Genomic DNA, 15,422 nt, shown 5'->3' on the forward strand with positions numbered 1-15,422 from the left:
GTTCAGAGTCTCCGGAGTCCGTCACGAACGGCGGCCAGCAGGCCCATGTCGGCGCCGCCGGCCGCCCGCGCCACCGAGAGCGGCGCGCGGGCCGTCAGCAGGCCCTGGGCGACGAGGTCGGCCAGCAGGATCTTGGTCACCGACACCGGGAGGCCGAGGTCGGACGACACCTCGGCGACCGCGGAAGGCCGACGGCAACGCTCCAGGATCAGCCGGTGCTCCGGCTGGAGACGCCCCGGCAGTATCGGTGCACCGTGCTCGTTCCTCGGGTCCCGCGCGGTGGTGAGCACGGTGATGAGGCTGAAGTCGTCGCGCTCGGGAGCGGTCCGGCCCCGGGTGATGGTGTACGGGCGCACCATCGTGCCCGCCCCGTCCTCCCCGGCGTCCTCATCCCAGTTGGGAGTCACGCGCGCTGCCCGTCCCCGGTGCCGAAGGCGTCGAACTCGCCGCGGGCCGGGGTGGCGAGCTTCTGGCCGACCTGCTGGACGAGGTTGTGCATGGCGAGGGACATGATCTCGGCGTCCACCTCCTGGGAGGCGATCACGGCCAGATGGGTGCCCTGTCCGGCCGAGATGATGAACAGCCACAGGTCCGCGAGTTCGACGATCACCTGGTGGACGCTGCCGCCGTCGAAGAGCTGGCCGACACCGCGGGCCAGGCTCTGCTGGCCGGTGCAGATGGCGGCCAGACGCTCGGCGTCGGCGCGCTCGATGGTGCGGGAATGGCTGACCACGAGGCCGTCGTCGGAGAGCAGGACGGCGTTCCGGGTTTCGGCCACCGAGTCCACCAGGCCGTCGAGCAGCCAGTCGAGGTCCTGGTGTGTGGCGGTTGTGCGTGTCATGACCGTTCTTCTCTCGTGGGGTGCGGGGTGGCAGGCGGTGCGGGCCGCGGTGACGTCTCCGTGGTCGCACGGGCCGCGCGCGACCGGCGCTGGAAGGCGCCGATCGCCGCTCCGGACCGGCGGGGAGCCGGTCGCGCCTGCGGGGTCTCTTCCGGGCCCGGCTGTCGGGGCACGGTGTTCCGGGCCGCCGGGGCGACCCTCAGCTCGTCCGCCAGGCTGGCCTGCCGCACGCGACGTGGCAGCGGGGGCTCGGTACCGGGTGCGGGCAGCGCGTTCCCGGCGGGCAGCGCGGGCCGTCCGGAACCGTTCCCCGCGCTCACGGCGTCCGGGTCCGGCGGCGCCGGGTGGTCCGGCTCGGACACGGACAGCCGCGCCGGGCGGGTGTCACCCGGCACGGACGGCCGGGGCCCGGGCCTCGCGGGATCGAACGCGCCGCCGACGGGATAGCCGGTGGTGTACGGCTGCGGCGGTGCAGGGAAGGGCTCTGTGGAGGCAGGGTGGCCCGGAGGCGGGTTCACCGGGTACTGGCCGGCGGCCGTCATGTACGGCTGCTCGGTGGAGGACGACAGGCTTGTGCCGTAGGGGGACGGAGGCACGGGGAACGGCTCCGCGGGCACCGCGGCGAACGCGTCGTCGGCGGATGCGGGCGCACCGTGCCGCCCGTTCGGAACCGGGCCCTCCGGGGGTGCGGCGTAAGGCCGTTCGTTCTCCTCCGGCGGGTACAGGTGCTCCTGGCCGCCGTCCGGGTACGCGGTGCCGGGCGCCGGGTGAGGCTGCTCGGGGGTCTGGTACGGCTGCTGGGCGTAGGGGGCGCCCGCCGCGTTGAGCGCGGTCACGTCGGCCAGTGCCCGGCCCTGGACGCGGGTGGGCAGCGGCTCGCCGGGCGCCGTCTCCGGTGCGGGCGCCGGCGTAGGCTCGGCGGCCGGGGACGGCACGCCGACCGGGCCGGAGTGCGGTGCGGGGACGGTGAGCTCGTCGGGAACGAGCACCACCACGCGGGTGCCGCCGTACGGCGACGAACGGAACTCCACCCGCAGTCCGTGCTGGTGCGCGAGCCGTGAGATCACGTGCAGGCCGAGCCGGATGTCGTCGGAGTGGGCCAGCACGTCCATGCGCGGCGGGTGGAGCATCAGCTCGTTGGCCGCCGCGAGCTGGTCGTCGTCCATCCCGAGGCCCCGGTCCTCGACCTCGATGGCCAGACCGCGGCTCACCTTGGCCGCCCGCACCTCGACCGGGCTCGGTGGCCGGGAGAAGCTGAGCGCGTTCTCGATGAGTTCGGCCAGCACATGGGTGACCGGTCCGACGGCCCGCTCCGAGATCCAGGGGCTGCCGTCGAGGTCCAGCACGACCCGCCGGTAGTCCTGCACCTCGCCCTGCGCGGAACGCATCACGTCCAGCAGCGGGACCGGCTTGCGCCAGCGCCGGTGCGGGGTGCCGCCCGCGAGGATCACGAGGTTCTCCTCGTACCGGCGCAGACGCGCGGTGAGGTGGTCGAGGTCGAAGAGGCCCTCCAGGATCTCCGGGTCCTCGTGCTTGCGCTCCAGGTCGTCCAGCTTCCGCAACTGCTGGCCGATCAACTGCTGGGTGCGGCGGGCGATGCGCTGGAGCAGCTTCTCGAACCCGCGGTGCTGGTCGGCCTGTTTGACGGCCGCCGACAGTGCGCTGGTGCGGGCCAGGTTGAGGGCGTCGCCGAGCCGGGTCAGCTCGTCGCCCTTGCCTGCCTCGTGCTCGATGGCGCGGGCCTCGGCCTCGACGTCGATGCGTTCTCCCCGGGCCAGCCGCTCGACCACCTCGGGCAGGGCCTTCTCCAGTTCCTCGGCCCGCTCCTGGAGGCCGCCGATGCGGCGGCGGAGGTTGCGGGTGAGGCGCCAGGTGGTCCAGATGACCGCGATCACGGCGAGCAGGCCGACCAGCGTGGTCAGCGCCATCCGGAACAGGAGGGACAGCACGCTGTTCTTGCCCTCTTCGACCACGGTGGCGGTGCGCTTCTCCAGCAGGTCCTTGAGCTGGGTGTTCACCCCGTCCATCGCTCCGCGCCAGGTTTTCTCGTCGCCGGCGTCGAGGGTGACCACGCCGGCGCCGTCGGTGTGCGCGGGGCGCAGTATCCGGTTCTCCAACTGCGTCTTGGTCTTCCAGGCCGGGCTGTGCGTGAGTTTCTCCCACGCGGCCTTCTCGTCCGCCGACAGATAGGGGACGACCTGGGTGGTGTACAGGAGCGGCTGGCCCATGACGGCTTCCTCGACCTCGGCGAACTCCTCGGCGCCGAGCTTCCCCTTGGACCAGCCGCGCGCCAGCAGGGCGTCCGAGCGGGAGACCATCTCCTTGGTCCAGAAGAGGTGGACGAGCGGCTGCGAGATCGTGGTGATCCGGCCGTTGTCGACGTGGCTGAGCGCCGCGAAGAGCTTGAGGTCCACCGCGATCAGGTCCGAGTAGTAGGCGTACGCGGCCTTCTGCTGCTCGGAGCCCCCCTCGTCGACGAGGGCGCGCTGGGAGGGGAGTTGACCGATCGCCGCGCGTGCCGTGCGAACGGCGTCGCGGACCTCGGCCGGGGCGTCGTCGGCCGCCACGTCGGAGAGCGCCTGGAAGCTCTCGATGGCGTCGTCGGTCAGGACGCGCTGCCGTCGCAACGCCTCCTCGGCGCCCTTGCGCCCGTCCAGGACGTCGGCGCTGAGCCGACGCTCCTCCTGGAGGTTGTAGTACACGATGTTGGACGGCTGACCGGCCTTCTCCGCCAACTTGCCCTGGGCCGCCTGCCGCTGGAAGTCGGACAGGGTCTGACCACTTGTGACGGCCCAGAGGGCGGCGAGCGCGACCCCCGGGACGATGGCCAGTACGAGCAGGGCTGTCCGCAGCGACATGGTGGTCGACTTGGTCCGCCGTGAGACGCGCGTGCGCAGGGCGTACTCCTTGACGATGGTGCCAGCCTCAGGACTGGTCAAATCCGTTGAGAACTTCGACAGATAGATAGTAGTCAGACTGCAAAAAATGAAAAGAAAGTTGGCTCATATGGGCATTGCTGATCACGCATCGTGGTCACCCGAGTCCGGAAGTGTCTATTCCGTGCCGATTTAGCGGAGGAGGGCCGGAGAGGCGGTGCGGGCGCCGGGAGTGCGCGCGCGTGATGAATCGCGTCCGCCGTGAGCCCTTCGCCCGCGATCCGGCGCACTGCGCCGAGTCGGCGCGGCGCGCCGTGGGGAAGAGGCGCGGTCGGGGTTATATCTGTATTGAGTGCCTTTTGTCCTTGATACAACGTTCGCTCTCCGGCCTCCCGGCCGGGGTGGGCGCGGGGCGCCCGCCGGGGCCGCATGACCGCGCTCATCGTCTGCCACTTCGCCCTCGCCTGCTGTGCACGCCCGCTGGTACGGCTACTGGGCAGACGCGCCTTCGTCGTGCTCGCGGCGGCACCGGCGGCCGCCACCGCATGGGCGGCCACATGGTGGAGCGCCACCGCGTCGGGCGGTTCGGTCACCTGGACGTGGCAGTGGATGCCCGCGTACGGCGTCGGCACCGCGCTGCGGCTCGACGCGCTCTCCGAACTGATGGTGCTGCTCGCGGCCGGTATCGGCACGCTCGTCCTGCTCTACTGCGCCTCGTACTTCACCGACTCCGCCCCGGGACTGGCGGGCTTCGCGGGCAACCTCCTGGCGTTCGCGGGCGCCATGCTCGGACTGGTCCTCGCCGACGACCTGATGACCCTCTACGTCTTCTGGGAGCTGACCACGGTCTTCTCGTACCTGCTGATCGGGTACGACAGCGAGCGCAAGCACAGCCGCCGCTCCGCACTCCAGGCCCTCGTCGTGACCACGCTCGGCGGACTCGCCATGTTCGTCGGTTTCCTGATGCTCGGTCAGATCGCTGGCAGCTACCGGATCTCCGCCATCCTGGCCGACCCGCCCCCGGCCGGCGCCGCCGTCTCGACCGCCGTCGTGCTCATCCTGTGCGGCGCCCTGTCGAAGTCGGCGATCTGGCCGTTCAGCCTCTGGCTGCCGAACGCCATGGCCGCGCCCACCCCCGTCAGCGCCTATCTGCACGCCGCCGCGATGGTGAAGGCCGGTGTCTACCTGATCGCCAGGTTGGCCCCCGCCTTCGCCGACGTCCCGGTCTGGCGGCCGGTCGTGCTGGTGCTCGGCGCCGCGACCATGCTGCTCGGCGGCTGGCGGGCGCTGCGCCTGAACGACCTCAAGCTCGTCCTCGCCTACGGCACCGTCAGCCAACTCGGCTTCCTCACTCTGCTCGCCGGGGCCGGCGGCCGCGACACGGCGCTGGCCGCCGCCGTGATGATCCTGGCCCACGCCCTGTTCAAAGCCCCGTTGTTCCTCGTCACCGGCATCGTCGACCACGCAGCCGGAACCCGTGACCTGCGCGCCCTGTCCGGCGTGGGCCGGGCGCTGCCGCAGGTGTGCGCGGTCGCGGTGGTGGCCGCCGCCTCCATGGCCGCCCTGCCCCCGCTGCTCGGCTTCGCCGCCAAGGAGGCCGCGTTCGAGACCCTGCTGCACGGCGACGCCGCGGACCGCTGGGCCCTGGCCGCCACGGTCGTCGGCTCCGCGCTGACCGTCGCGTACACCCTGCGGTTCGTATGGGGCGCCTTCGCCCGCAAACCCGGAGTCGAGGACACCCCCGTGCACCGGGTCGGCCCGGCGTTCCTCGCGGCGCCCGCCCTCCTCGCGGCCTGCGGGCTGCTGCTGGGGCCCGGCGTCGGATGGGCCGACCGGCTGTTCGGCGCGTACGCCGACACGTTCCCCGCGCCCGCGCACCCCTACCACCTCTCGCTCTGGCACGGGCCGGGGACCGCGCTGCTGCTCTCGGCCCTGGCCGTGGCGGGCGGCGTGCTCCTCTTCGCGGGCCGCACCACCGTGACACGGCTCTCCCGGCGCATCGCCTGGCCGACCGCCGACGCCGTCTTCGGCCAGCTGCTGCTCGGACTCGAACGGTTCTCCCTCCAGCTCACCGGCCTGATCCAGCGCGGCTCGCTCTCCGTCTACCTCGCGACCACCCTGCTCGTGATGCTGATCGGCCAGCTCGCGGTGCTCGGTGTGGACCGACCCTGGCACCGGGTTGCCGCCCCACGGCTCTGGGACACCCCGCTGCAGGGCGCCATCGCCCTGCTGACCTGCGCGGCGGCGCTCTGTTGTCTCACCGTCAGCCGCCGTATGAAGGCCGTGGTCCTGGCCGGGCTGACGGGATACGGAGCGGCGCTGCTCTTCGTCGTCCAGGGCGGGCCGGACCTGGCGCTCACCCAGTTCTGCGTCGAGACCGTGGCGATGATCGTGTTCGTGCTGGTCCTGCGCCGGATGCCGGTGCGCTTCGAGGAGTCGGTGAGCAGCCGGCGGCGGGCCGTACGCGTCCCGGTGGCGCTGGCCGCGGCGGCGACGCTCAGCGTGGTGGTGTGGATCGCCGCCGCGGCGCGCGGCGCCACCCCGGCAGGCGCGGCCATGGTCGAGGAGACCGCCCACCACGGTCTCAAGGACGTCGTGGCCACCATCCTGGTGGACCTGCGCGCCTGGGACACGATGGGGGAGTCCGCCGTGCTCGCCGCGGCGGCCATCGGGGTGACGAGCCTGATCTACCTGCACCGCCGGACCGAGGAGCCGCTGCCGAGGGAGGAGCTGCGGGGCCGAACCGCCTGGTCGTTGTCCGCGCCCACGATGACGGGCCTGCCGCGCGGCGACGAGGGCGCGCCGGAACGCGGCTGGCTCGCGGCCGGGTCCACCCTCGCCCCCGAACACCGCTCGGTCGTCTTCGAGGTCGTGACCCGGCTGCTGTTCCACCCGGTCCTGGTGCTCTCGGTGTATCTGCTCTTCTGCGCCGAGAACATGCCGGGCGGCGGATTCGTCGCCGGTCTCGTCGCGGGCCTCGCCCTGATCACCCGATACCTGGCGGGCGGCCGCTTCGAACTCGCCGAGGCCGCACCCCTGCAGCCCGGACTCTTCACCGGCCTCGGCCTGTTCGTCTCCACCGGCGTCGCGCTGCTCGGGCTCATCGAGGGGACGGTCCTGCACTCCTGGACCCACCACGGCCGGCTGCCGCTGTTCGGCGAGTACCACCTCGCCACCCCGGTCCTCTTCGACTTCGGCGTCTACCTGCTCGTCCTGGGCGTGACGCTGGACATCGTGCGCGCGCTCGGCGCCAAGATCGACCGCCAGATCGAGCGGGCGGCGGCGGTCGAGGCCGACGCGGCGGGCACACGGAGCCCGGACACCGGCGCACCACCGGGAGAGGGGCCGGACCCGGAGCCCGGGACGGGAGGCGTCCCCGCATGACGGTGAGCGCCTCGCTCCTGGCCACCGCCGCGGTGCTGTGCGCGGTCGGCGGCATCCTCATGCTCACCCGGCCCTTCACCCGCATCCTGCTCGGCGCGGTGATCGCGAGCAACGGCATCAACCTGCTGATCGTCGCCGCGAGCGGACCGGCCGGCCGGGAACCCCTCCTCTACGGCGTACCGCTCCGGCTGGTCGCCGACCCGCTGCCGCAGGCCATCGCCCTCACCGCCATCGTCATCACCCTGGCCACCACGGCCTTCCTCCTGGCCATGGCCTACCGCAGCCACCAGTTGAACGGCACCGACGAAGTCCACGACGACGACGAGGACCGCCGCATCGCACTGCGCGCCGAGGTCCTGGGGGAGCGGGACGAACTGCGCGAACGCTACCGGGCCGCCGCCGACGTCACGGCCGCGGAGCGCGCCAGGTACCGCGAGGAGCGCCGCCGCCTGCGCGCCCGGCTGCGGGCCGACAGCGCGCTCCAGGCCCGGGGCCGGTACGCCACCGGGGACCTCTGGCACGACGTGTTGGGCGCGGACCCTGAGGACTACGCCGAGGGACGGGTCCGCCCGCAGAACCATGCGCCCAGGTCGGCCGGCCCGTCGCGCCACCCGCCGGGCGCCTCAGGCCCGGAGGACCACACCGAGCGACCGCCCCGCCCCGAGGACGGCCCCCCGCGACCGCCCCGCCCCGACGACACCGACCCGGGAGCCACCGGATGAACGTACTCGTCCCCGTGATGAACGCACTCGTCCCCCTGCCGGTGCTGCTGCCGCTCTGCGCCACCGGACTCAGCCTCGCCTTCGGCACCCGGCTCAAACTGGTCCAGCGCCTGGTCAGCGTCGTCGTGCTCAGCGTGGTGCTCGCGCTCTCCGCCGTCCTGATGATCGTCACCGACCTCCACGGCCCGCTCGCCGTCCACCTCGGCGACTTCGCGCCGCCCCTCGGCATCACCCTCGTCGCCGACCGGCTGTCCGGGCTGATGCTGACCGTCTCCTCCGCCATCACGCTCTGCGTACTCGTCTACTCCATCGGCCAGGGCATGGCCGACCGGGACGAGGAGACGCCCGTGGCGGTCTTCCACCCCGCCTATCTGATCCTGGTCGCCGGGGTCTCCGACACGTTCCTCGCCGGTGACCTCGTCAACCTCTTCGTGGGCTTCGAGACCATGCTCGTCGCGAGCTTCGTCCTGCTCACCCTCGGCGGCACCGGCCCCCGTGTCCGCGCGGGCTCCACCTATGTGATCGTCTCGCTGCTCTCGTCGATGCTGTTCCTCACCGCCATCGCCATGACCTACGCGGCGACCGGCACCGCCAACTTCGGCCAACTGGCCGAACGGATCGCCGAACTCCCGCCCGGTGTACAGACATCGATCCAGGCGATGCTGCTCACCGTCTTCGCCCTCAAGGCCGCCGCCTTCCCGCTCGCCGCATGGCTCCCCGACTCCTATCCGACCGCGCCCGCCCCCGTCACAGCGGTCTTCGCCGGGCTGCTCACCAAGGTCGGTGTCTACTGCATGCTCCGCAGCGAGACCCTGTTCTTCCCCGGCAACCGGCTCGGGGACCTGCTGATGGCCGTCGCGCTCGCCTCGATGACCGTCGGCATCCTCGGAGCGGTCGCCCAGACCGACCTGAAACGGCTCCTCTCCTTCACGCTCATCAGCCACATCGGCTTCATGGTCTTCGGCATCGGCCTCGCCACCCGGGAGGCGTACGGCGGCGCGATCGTCTATGTCGCCCACCACATCACCGTCCAGACCACGCTGTTCCTGGCGGCCGGACTGATCGAACGCCGGAGCGGCACCACCGAGCTCACCCGCATCGGCGGATTGGCCAAGGCCGCCCCGCTGCTCGCCGTCCTCTTCTTCGTCCCCGCCATGAACCTGGCCGGTGTCCCGCCGCTCTCCGGGTTCATCGGCAAGCTCGGGCTGATGCGGGCCGGAGTCGCCGACGGCGGCGCCTGGGCCTGGCTCCTCGTGGCCGGGTCGGCCGTGACCAGCCTCCTCACGCTGTACGTGGTGGCCAAGGTCTGGAACCTGGCGTTCTGGCGGACCGCGCCCCCGGGACAGGCGGCGACCGGCACCGTCCTGGAGTCCGACTCCGAAGAGGACGACACCGATGTCGACCCGGGCCCCGACCACATCCCCGGCAGCGGCGACGAATCGGTCCGGCACCGCCATGAGCCCGCCGGACGCGCGGTCGCCGCCACCCTGCACGGACGGGCCGTCACCACCACGACCCGGCTGCCGCGCCGGATGACGACGGCCACCGCGGCGGCCGTCGCGCTCGGCCTCGCTTTTACCGTGTTCGCCGGACCGCTGACCTCGTACACCGACCGGGCCGCCGCCGAACTCCTCGCCCGTTCCCCCTACACGGAGGCGGTGCTCGGCCGGTGAAACGCGTCATCACCCTGTCGTTCCGGCACAAGGGGCAGCCGCCGTACCGCGGTTGGGCCGCGCGCCGACGCGTGCTGGACATCCCGCTGATCGCCTGGCTCACCCTGATCTGGGTGCTGCTCTGGTCCGGGCCGAACTGGGCCAACGTACTCACCGGCGTGGTCGTCGCGATCACCGTCTGCCTGGCCTTCCCGCTGCCCCGGGTCGATCTCGGACTCCGCCTGCACCCCTGGGGCATCCTGGTGCTCGGCGGCTCACTGCTCTACGACATGTACACCTCGGGCGTGCGGGTCACCCGGCAGATCTTCGTCGGCCACCCGCACCGGGCCGCGGTCATCGCCGTACCGCTGCGCTGCCGTTCCGACCTGATGCTCGCGGCCACCGCTGTCGCCGTGTCGAACGTGCCCGGCGGATCGGTCGTCGAGGTGCGCCGCGCCACGGCCACCGTCTTCCTGCACGTGCTCGACGCGGACCGGCCCGCCGCGCTGGACGCGGCCCGGCGCTCCGTGTGGCGACTGGAGCGGCTGGTCGTGCGGGCCTTCGGCACCCCCGACGAGATCGCCCGGGTGGCCGGACCACCACCGATCGCCCACCCGGGGCGGCACGAGACATGACGAGATGCGGCGCACGACGAGATGCGGCGCATGAGGAGGCATGGCACATGAGGAGGCGCGGCACATGACCGTCCCGGAAACCGTCGACCGGTTGCTGCTCACGGCCGCCGTCGTCGTGATCGTCGTCGCCGGTGCGCTGCTGCTCGCCCGCATCCGGTTGGGCCCCTCCATGCTGGACCGCGCCATCGCGCTGGACGTGGGCGCGGCCCTCATCATCGCGGGCCTCGGCGCGAAATCCGCCTTCGCACGCGATCCGTTCTACTTCCCGATCATGCTGGTGCTGGCCTTCCTCGGGTTCACGGGATCGGTCGGCATCGCCCGCTTCATCGCCGTCCGCGACCGCCCGGCGCGCCGGCGCGGCGGCACGGGTCCGGCCGCGAAGGGCCACGGACGCGACGGCACCGAGGGGGAGGCGAGGTGAACACCTGGCTCCGGATCCTCGACACCGCCGGCGCGGCCCTGGTGCTCATCGGCGCGGCCATCTGCCTGCTCGGAGTGATCGGCATGCTGCGGCTGCCCGATGTGCTGTCCCGCAGCCATGCCGCCACCAAACCGCAGACCCTCGGCCTGATCGTGGTCCTCGCCGGGGTCGCCCTGCGGATGCGCATCGGCATGGACCTCGCCACCCTGGCGCTGATCGCGTTCTTCCAACTGATGACCAGTCCGGTCGCCGCGCACCTGGTGGCGCGGGCGGCCTACCGCACCGGCCACGTCGACCACGGCGAGCTGCTCTTCGACGAACTCGACGAGCAACTGACCCGGGAACGGTGAGCAGGCCGCGTCGCGATCGTCCGGATGCTCTGGGACCGGCCCTGAGGCGGATCCCCGCCCGTGCGGACGGGGCGGCCCGTCGGCATGTCCGCTGCCCGCTCATGTCTCCGATGGCGTTCCGTCCTTGATCAGGCGGAGGCCGAGATATTCGGCGAGGGGGCCGGGCAGCAGGACCGAGCCGTCGGCCTCCTGGCGCTGTTCCAGCACCGCGGCCGGGGTGCGGCCGATCGGCAGGCCGGAGCCGTTGACGGTGACGGACCTGCCGTCCGCCGCACCTCCCGCGCGATCCGCTTCGACTCCGAGCGCAACTCGTCGGCGGATCGGATGCTCTCGTTCCGGTGGGACAGGAGGCTTTCCAGGGAGGAGAGGGCCAGTGCGCAGCTGCGGTGGGCCGGACGGCGGACGGCTTCGTCACCCAGGCGGGCGTCATGCATGAGGGATTGCTCCTCGGGTGGAATCGGATTATGGCCATGCGAACGAGCACCTCGCGTGATCAATTTCACATGACTGAAATCGTTCGACTCCGATCCCTGACTTCGGTGCGCCAATGGCGTCGGATCCAGCAGGGAGGCGAGAATTGACATGGGCTTTAATATTAACTGTCGGAGATTGTCTCCTTTTTCGCAGTCTAGGAGGTGTTGATTCGAATCGGGCACCGAAAATGAGACTGCCATCACCTGCTGGCGCGATGTAACTCATTGGTAACAATTGATGTTCGGCGGGTGGTTCTAGTACTTTCAGTGGGCTTTGTGCAGCCCGGTTTTTCCGACTTAGAGTCGATTTCCGAATCGCGGAAGCATCATGGCGCGGGATGCGGCGAGCCCGGGAAGCAAGGCTTGATGGTGGCGATTGAAGTAGGTAGTACGGGGGGGCTTCGAGCATGGCAGAAGGGGCATCGGCGGATGAGATCGTTCCTGGCGCGGAGAGGGGGTGTCGCAGACCCGATTCCCTGTCCGACCCGACCTCGATGAGTGATGTTCTTTACCTGATAGGGGCGCATCACTCGGCGGACATGAGTGAAGGCGCCAGACTGAATCTGGACAGGGCCCGCATCAGATTTGTCCGGGGGGACGTCCAGGGAGCCCTGAGTGCCGTGAACAAGGCTCTCGCCGAACTCGGCGACGACCTTCCCGCTCGCCGGGACGTCATGGCTTTCCGTATTCTTGTGGAATCCATGATCGGTGAAGACGTCGAACAATGGGTTGTGAATGAGGAGGAGGGCGGGGGCTCGGACTCGCTGAACGTCGTCGCCCTTTGTGTCCAATCGATCAAGAAATGGCACGAAGGGGATCTCATCATGGGGCTCTGGCTGAATCAGTCTGCCATGCGGAAGTCCCGGGACGTGATTCCCATGTGGAAGCTCTACGCCAAGCTGCTGCTCGCGAAAAAGCTCATCGAGATACATGTCTCGCAACAGGCCATCCGGGTCATCGACGACATGCGCACCCTCATCGACGGCGCCGGTCTGCTGGCTTTCAGCTCGCTGCCCGGTGCTCTGCTCGCGACGCTGGACCTGCAAAAGGGGAATTTCACCGAGGCCATCGGCAAGGCGCATGCCGCGATCAGTCTCAGTGATCGACACGGCTCGGCGGTGAGCGTGAAACTGGCTCTTTCGGTTTCCGCCATGGCCCACATCCGGTTGGGCGAGGCCGATTCGGCCTCGCAGGACTTGGCGGAATTTCATCGGCGATCCACCTACTACGCCTACCCGGACTCCATTGCCCGGGCCGCCTTCGCCGAGATCGTGCTTGCCGCGGACCGGGACGGGGCGGGCAGGGCCGTCGAGCTGATGCATGCGAAGTGGCCCGAACTCGCCACCACGTCCGGATGCCTCGTCGAGGATCCTGCTCGGGTTGCCTGGATGGTGATGACGGCGCGCGCCGCGGGAGACCGTTTCCTCGCCGAGCGCTCGCTGCGCGCGGTCGAAGAGCTTGCTCGGAGCAATCCCGATGTGCCTGCCATCGAGTCCGCGGCGCAGTACGCCCGCTCGGCATGGCTGGGCCGGCGTCTCGGGCACGGCGTCGATTCCGCGCCCGAGGAGCAGGGGCCCGTGGGCCGGCGGGGCAGGTCTCGTGGTGGGCCCGGCCTCGGCCGCGACGTCAATGACGCCACGTCGGAAAGGGCCGATCGGCCGGCCGCACTCACCCAGAGGGAGATCGAGATCGCGAGGTATGTGACGTACGGGCTGACCAATCAACAGATCGCCAGGGAACTGGAGTTGTCCCATCACACGGTCAATTATCACCTGCGCAACATCTTTCGGAAACTCTCCATCACATCGCGTGTTCGCATAGGCCCGATCCTTGCTCTCCTCGACAGGCACGAAGATTCCTGATGGGACCGAGAACGCAGGCAGTGCCGCAGGGGACGGAAAGTCATGTGGTGATGTCCAGGGCCTTTTCCAACACCCTGGACACGGTGCCCGGGCCGAGGCTCCCGATGTCCTCCAGAGCGGACAAGGTCTCCTCTGCGGCGCCGGTGCCGAGGAACTTCCGGCGCACCAGCGTCCGCTGCTCATCTCGCGTCGAGGCCCCCGCGGAGCCGGCGAACGCCTTGCACTCCTCGACTGCGACGGTGCCGTCGACCAGCTCGATCCGGACCCGTGCGCCGATCGCCATCGTCGCGTTCTCGAACGTTTCCTCGGACGCGCCCAGCGAGGCGAGGATGACCGACGCGCCCGCACCGCCCCAACGTTTCAACTCAAGCCAGTCCAACGCGCGTTCACCGGCTTCCCGCAACGCTTCGCCCAGGGGTGAGGTCGCTCGGGCCATGTCCAGCGACAGGTCCATGTCGTGCTCCACCACCACCTTGTCCGCCAGCGCCCAACGACTCGTCTCGCCGAGTGCGGCGGGATCCAAGTCCCGCACCCCGAACGAGCCCGTGAGTAGAAGGGTCGCCACCCCGTAGCCGACGGACAGGGTCGCGGCCGGCACCGGAGTCAGGGGGCCTCGCAGAGCGGGCGCCACCTTCTGCTCCATCTGCGAGGTGAGCAGCGAACCGGCGACGGTGATGCGCCGTACCTTCTCGGCGTCGACTCGTCCGAGGCGCTCGTGGAGGCGCTCGGCGCAGTCGAAGGCCGCGTGCAGGTAGGCGCTCCCCGGAAATCTCTTGTACGTCAGGGAGTCGGTGTGCCAGCGGACGCCGAGGAGCTTGTCCACGGTCTTTGGCACTGGCACCGCCGAGAGGTGGGCGAGCAGACCGTCCGGATGTTCGAGGATGTCGTCGGCGCCGCTCAGGCCATGGGCCGCCGCATCGCAAGCATCGAGGGCGATCCGGACCGGGGCCGCCGCCGTGAGCGCCTTCACATCGCTCGTCACCACGCCGTGGTGGAGCGGGACGGAGAGAATGCCGAGGGCCAGGCCGAGTGCCGCCGTCCACTCGGCGCACGGGGCGCGACGCGCGTGCAGTCGAGCCGCCGCGGCACTCGCCGAGTGGCAGTGGGTGTTGGTCTGCCCGCGGAAGAACGGGCTGAGGATGGTCGCGGCGGTGATGCGCGCCGCGCACTCGTTCGCGACGACGATCGCGGCGAGGAGCGACCGGCCGTCGAGGCTGCCGTGCCGAGCCTCCGCGGCCGCGACGTTCACGGCGCCGGCCGACACATGCCCGGCATACGCCACTTCGTCGAAGTCCAGGGCCGTCGCCAGCGCGGACAGGACATGGGCCGAGCGGCCGGCGTCCCCCTGGAGGGGGGATCCGAACGCGCTGACCAGGGCCTTCCCCAACGGATGAGCCATGGATGCACGGACCGCGGCCAGGTTGGAGATCAACTGGCTGATCGCGGCCTCCCGGGTGAGCGCCGGGATGTCGTCGTACGTCACCCGGTGGGCCCAGTCGGCGAGCCGTGCGGTCAGGGACGTGTGGGGGAGGAGAGGCCGCTCTGGGTGCGGGGCGCGAGTGCGAGGAGAGGCGATGGGATCGCTGGACATGGGCATCCGGCCTTCGTCGAGTCGTGCTGCGGGTCGTCCCGGGGGGCGGTGCTGGACCTGGTGGCCGTTCACAGCCTGGTGACCACCGACTCGACGCCCGTGTCGAGTGCGCGATAGGACCGGTCGTGCCACAGCAGCGGACGTCCGTGCGAGACATGCACGGACGAGAGCTGCCCGTAGACGACGACATGGTCACCGACCTCCGTGATGGAGTGCAGATCGCACCAGCTCACGGCCAGGGTCCCGGGGATCGTCGGCGCACCGTGGATCAGGCGCACCTCGTCCTGGAGGTCCGTCAGCCGGGAGCTTCCGCTCGGCAGCCGGCTGCACCGATCGGCGATGTCGCCCTGATGGTCCGCCAGCAGGTGGACCGCGAAACGCCTGGCATTGCGGATCGTGGCGAGGGTGTCCGAACCCTGCGACAGGCAGCACAGGATCACCGGTGGTGCCAGGGACACGCTCGTGACCGTGCTGGCGGTCGAGGCCGACCAGCCGTTCGCTCCGCAGGCCGTGACCACGGCCACGCCGGCCGTCAGCTTGCGGAAGTACTCGCGGCACGCCTCGGCGCTCGGCGCCGTGTCGCCCGCCTCCCCTGGGCTGTGCTGAGGCATCGGC

The 15,422-nt window shown here is 70.7% G+C and carries 12 protein-coding genes; 7 read left to right on the forward strand and 5 right to left on the reverse strand.

Annotated features, from left to right (window positions below):
* Window positions 1-2: 2 nt before the first annotated feature.
* The 3 genes from ACIHCL_RS12260 to ACIHCL_RS12270 are packed head-to-tail and all read right to left on the reverse strand — an operon-like array spanning window position 3 to window position 3,780.
* Entirely contained in the window at window positions 3-407 is a 405-nt protein-coding gene (locus ACIHCL_RS12260) for a DUF742 domain-containing protein (RefSeq protein WP_399860274.1), read from the reverse strand.
* Window positions 404-841 (reverse strand): roadblock/LC7 domain-containing protein, encoded by a 438-nt coding sequence (locus ACIHCL_RS12265; RefSeq protein ID WP_399860275.1) that lies wholly within the window; start codon window positions 839-841, stop codon window positions 404-406. The genes ACIHCL_RS12260 and ACIHCL_RS12265 overlap by 4 nt, the downstream gene beginning before the upstream one ends.
* Window positions 838-3,780: a nitrate- and nitrite sensing domain-containing protein gene (locus tag ACIHCL_RS12270; protein ID WP_399860278.1), complete on the reverse strand. Its 2,943-nt coding sequence runs from the start codon at window positions 3,778-3,780 to the stop codon at window positions 838-840. Before ACIHCL_RS12270 ends, ACIHCL_RS12265 begins: the two co-directional genes overlap by 4 nt.
* Window positions 3,781-4,146: 366 nt before the next feature.
* On the opposite strand from ACIHCL_RS12270, the gene ACIHCL_RS12275 reads away from it, so the two are divergent.
* From ACIHCL_RS12275 to ACIHCL_RS12305, 7 genes are all read left to right on the forward strand, one after another.
* A complete protein-coding gene (locus ACIHCL_RS12275; RefSeq protein WP_399860280.1) occupies window positions 4,147-7,101 on the forward strand; it encodes a Na+/H+ antiporter subunit A in 2,955 nt (984 codons plus the stop codon).
* On the forward strand, window positions 7,098-7,823 hold the full coding sequence (locus ACIHCL_RS12280) for a Na(+)/H(+) antiporter subunit C (RefSeq protein WP_399860283.1): 726 nt from the start codon (window positions 7,098-7,100) through the stop codon (window positions 7,821-7,823). Before ACIHCL_RS12275 ends, ACIHCL_RS12280 begins: the two co-directional genes overlap by 4 nt.
* A 17-nt stretch (window positions 7,824-7,840) precedes the next feature.
* Window positions 7,841-9,496 carry a Na+/H+ antiporter subunit D gene (locus tag ACIHCL_RS12285; protein ID WP_399860559.1) on the forward strand — a complete coding sequence of 552 codons (1,656 nt, stop codon included), beginning with the start codon at window positions 7,841-7,843 and terminating at the stop codon, window positions 9,494-9,496.
* Window positions 9,493-10,110, forward strand: coding sequence for a Na+/H+ antiporter subunit E (locus ACIHCL_RS12290; RefSeq protein ID WP_399860285.1), 618 nt, complete (start codon window positions 9,493-9,495; stop codon window positions 10,108-10,110). The genes ACIHCL_RS12285 and ACIHCL_RS12290 overlap by 4 nt, the downstream gene beginning before the upstream one ends.
* A gap of 64 nt (window positions 10,111-10,174) precedes the next feature.
* Window positions 10,175-10,531 carry a monovalent cation/H+ antiporter complex subunit F gene (locus ACIHCL_RS12295; RefSeq protein ID WP_399860287.1) on the forward strand — a complete coding sequence of 119 codons (357 nt, stop codon included), beginning with the start codon at window positions 10,175-10,177 and terminating at the stop codon, window positions 10,529-10,531.
* On the forward strand, window positions 10,528-10,881 hold the full coding sequence (gene mnhG, locus ACIHCL_RS12300; RefSeq protein ID WP_399860290.1) for a monovalent cation/H(+) antiporter subunit G: 354 nt from the start codon (window positions 10,528-10,530) through the stop codon (window positions 10,879-10,881). Before ACIHCL_RS12295 ends, mnhG begins: the two co-directional genes overlap by 4 nt.
* 1,093 nt (window positions 10,882-11,974) lie before the next feature.
* Entirely contained in the window at window positions 11,975-13,216 is a 1,242-nt protein-coding gene (locus ACIHCL_RS12305; RefSeq protein ID WP_399860293.1) for a LuxR C-terminal-related transcriptional regulator, read from the forward strand.
* 40 nt (window positions 13,217-13,256) lie between these two features.
* On the opposite strand, the gene ACIHCL_RS12310 is transcribed toward ACIHCL_RS12305, so the two are convergent.
* Complete coding sequence (locus tag ACIHCL_RS12310; protein WP_399860296.1) at window positions 13,257-14,807, reverse strand: MmgE/PrpD family protein; 1,551 nt, start codon at window positions 14,805-14,807, stop codon at window positions 13,257-13,259.
* 68 nt (window positions 14,808-14,875) lie between these two features.
* Complete coding sequence (locus tag ACIHCL_RS12315) at window positions 14,876-15,418, reverse strand: flavin reductase family protein (RefSeq protein WP_399860299.1); 543 nt, start codon at window positions 15,416-15,418, stop codon at window positions 14,876-14,878.
* Between the last annotated feature and the right edge of the window lie 4 nt (window positions 15,419-15,422).

It is taken from the genome of Streptomyces sp. NPDC052042 (genome assembly GCF_044548345.1).
GTDB lineage: Bacteria > Actinomycetota > Actinomycetes > Streptomycetales > Streptomycetaceae > Streptomyces.

What these genes read in the sequence shown, in the direction of transcription:
- ACIHCL_RS12265 (WP_399860275.1), bottom strand. Translation starts at nt 841, where the DNA reads ATGACACGCACAACCGCCACACACCAGGACCTCGACTGGCTGCTCGAC.
- ACIHCL_RS12275 (WP_399860280.1), top strand. Translation starts at nt 4,147, where the DNA reads ATGACCGCGCTCATCGTCTGCCACTTCGCCCTCGCCTGCTGTGCACGC.
- ACIHCL_RS12280 (WP_399860283.1), top strand. Translation starts at nt 7,098, where the DNA reads ATGACGGTGAGCGCCTCGCTCCTGGCCACCGCCGCGGTGCTGTGCGCG.
- ACIHCL_RS12285 (WP_399860559.1), top strand. Translation starts at nt 7,841, where the DNA reads ATGAACGCACTCGTCCCCCTGCCGGTGCTGCTGCCGCTCTGCGCCACC.
- ACIHCL_RS12295 (WP_399860287.1), top strand. Translation starts at nt 10,175, where the DNA reads ATGACCGTCCCGGAAACCGTCGACCGGTTGCTGCTCACGGCCGCCGTC.
- ACIHCL_RS12310 (WP_399860296.1), bottom strand. Translation starts at nt 14,807, where the DNA reads ATGTCCAGCGATCCCATCGCCTCTCCTCGCACTCGCGCCCCGCACCCA.
- ACIHCL_RS12315 (WP_399860299.1), bottom strand. Translation starts at nt 15,418, where the DNA reads ATGCCTCAGCACAGCCCAGGGGAGGCGGGCGACACGGCGCCGAGCGCC.